This is a genomic window from Streptomyces capoamus (assembly GCF_014654935.1).
Classification (GTDB): Bacteria; Actinomycetota; Actinomycetes; order Streptomycetales; family Streptomycetaceae; genus Streptomyces; species Streptomyces capoamus.
The window spans coordinates 138,888-140,968 of sequence record NZ_BNBF01000014.1 but is presented as its reverse complement, the minus strand read 5'-3'; the positions used below and the strand labels follow the sequence as shown (position 1 = coordinate 140,968).

General features: G+C 72.0%; 2 protein-coding genes. One reads left to right on the top strand and one right to left on the bottom strand.

Annotated features, from left to right (window positions below; all coding sequences use genetic code 11):
- Positions 1 to 685: beta-sandwich domain-containing protein (locus IE312_RS41320; RefSeq protein ID WP_502266985.1), on the top strand; the 685-nt coding region annotated here is incomplete at its 5' end.
- Between the two features lie 58 nt (positions 686 to 743).
- On the opposite strand, the gene IE312_RS41315 is transcribed toward IE312_RS41320, so the two are convergent.
- The coding region (locus IE312_RS41315; protein ID WP_229900286.1) for a glycoside hydrolase domain-containing protein at positions 744 to 2,081 on the bottom strand (1,338 nt) is incomplete at its 5' end.

Below are 2,081 nucleotides of genomic sequence, written 5' to 3'. Positions count from 1 at the left end.
CGCCCGGCAGATCACCCTCACCGCCGCCGCCGACGCCGAGCAGGGCTTCGCCGACGTCAGGGTCACGGTGACCTCGGGCGACTCCTCCTACGAGCAGCCGGTGACGCTCACCGTGGCCGCCCCGGGCACCCTGCTCGCCGCCTACGACACCACCGGGATCTCCGACGACGACGGCGAGCACGACGAGGCCGACTACGACGGCGGCGGCTGGAGCTACTCCCGGCAGGCCCTCGCGGCGGCCGGCCTGACCCCGGGCGGTCACGGCACGGCCGGCGGCCTCGCCTTCACCTGGCCCGCCTCACCGGCCGGCCGCCCCGACAACGCCTCGGCGTCCGGTCAGACCGTCCTGCTGGCCTCCCCGGCGGACGCGCTGTCCTTCGTCGGCAGCGCGGTCAACGGCAACCAGCGGACCGAGGCGACCGTCACCTACACCGACGGCACCACCGGCACCGTCGACCTGTCCTTCACCGACTGGACCGTGGGCGGCGGAGGCGGCTCCGTCCAGTACGGCAACGAGGTCGTCGCGAGGACCGCCTACCGCAACGTCGCAGGCGCGGACAAGGACCCGGTGGCGACGTACGTCTTCGCCACCAGGCCGTACCAGGCCCCGGCGGGCAAGCAGATCAAGAGCGTCACGCTCCCGCGCGACCCGGACCTGCACGTGTTCACCCTCGCCACGGGCTGAGCGCGGACACGGCACGGGGGCGGGCCCGCCCGGGTCCGCCCCCTTCCGGTGTTCCGGTTCAGCCCAGCAGTTCCACCTCCGCCAGGGTCGACTCGCCGTCCAGGACCAGGCGGTACCTGGTGCAGGCGCGCGGAGCGGCGATGGTGAAGGCGCGGGTCTGGCGGTCCCAGGCGAACGTCTCCCCGGAGCGGTGGTCCAGGGTGTGCCAGGTCGTGCCGTCGGTGGAGCCCTCCAGGGTCCAGCCGGCCGGTGCCTTCGTGCGGTCGGCTCCCGAGGTCAGCGTGTACTGCACCGGCCGGACCCCGCCCTTGGCCGGGAGGTCCGCCGAGGTGAGCGTCGCGCTCGTCGCCGAGGTGTCGTCGAAGAGCGGGCCGTCCCCCTTCAGCAGGTCCGCGCGGGGCGCCGGCACCTTGTCGTCCTGGGTGACGGAGACCGGCGCCGCGTCCTTCCCGGTGCCCCACGCCGACGGCTTCGGGCCCATGCGGAAGTCCAGCACCCCGCCCTTGGCGAGCAGCGAATGCGGCAGCGAAGTGGACGTCCAGGGACGGCCGTTGACCGTCACCCCCTGGACGTAGACGTTCTTCGCGCTGTTCCGGGGCGCTCGCACCACCAGGTCCCGCCCGTTCTCCAGGTGCACGGTGACCTGCTTGAACAGCGGGGAGCCGATGGAGTACTCGCCGCTGCCCATCACCAGCGGGTAGAAGCCGAGCGCGGAGAACAGGTACCAGCCCGACTGCTCGCCGTTGTCCTCGTCACCGTGGTAGCCCTGCCCGATCTCGCTGCCGGTGTACAGCCGGGAGAGCGCCTCACGGACGTACGCCTGCGCCTTCCAGGGCTCGCCGGCCGCGTCGTACATGTAGATCACGTGGTGCGCGACCTGGTTGGAGTGGCCGTACATGCCCATCCGGACGTCCCGTGCCTCGGTCATCTCGTGGATGACACCGCCGTAGGAGCCGACGTGGTCGGGGGAGGCCGTCTCCGGGGTGGCGAAGTACTCGTCCAGCTTGTCGGCCAGGCCCCGCCGGCCGCCGTACAGATTGGCCAGGCCCCGGCTGTCCTGCGGGGCGGTGAAGGCGTAGCCCCAGCCGTTGGTCTCCGTGTAGTCGTAGCCCCACACGCGCGGGTCGTACCGCGCGGAGTCCACGCGCCAGTGGCCCTCGGCGTCCCGGCCCTGGAAGAAACCGGCCTCGGCGTCGAAGAGGTGTACGTAGTCCCGGGCCCGGTCGAGGAAGTACTGCGACTCCTCCCGGTAGCGCTTCTCGCCCGTCTTCCGGTACAGCGCCTGGCCCATCCGCGCGATGCCGTAGTCGTTGACGTAGCCCTCCATCGCCCACGACAGGCCCTCATGGGTGTCGGTGGAGGTGTAGCCGAGGAAGGGCGAGGTGCTCATGCCCTT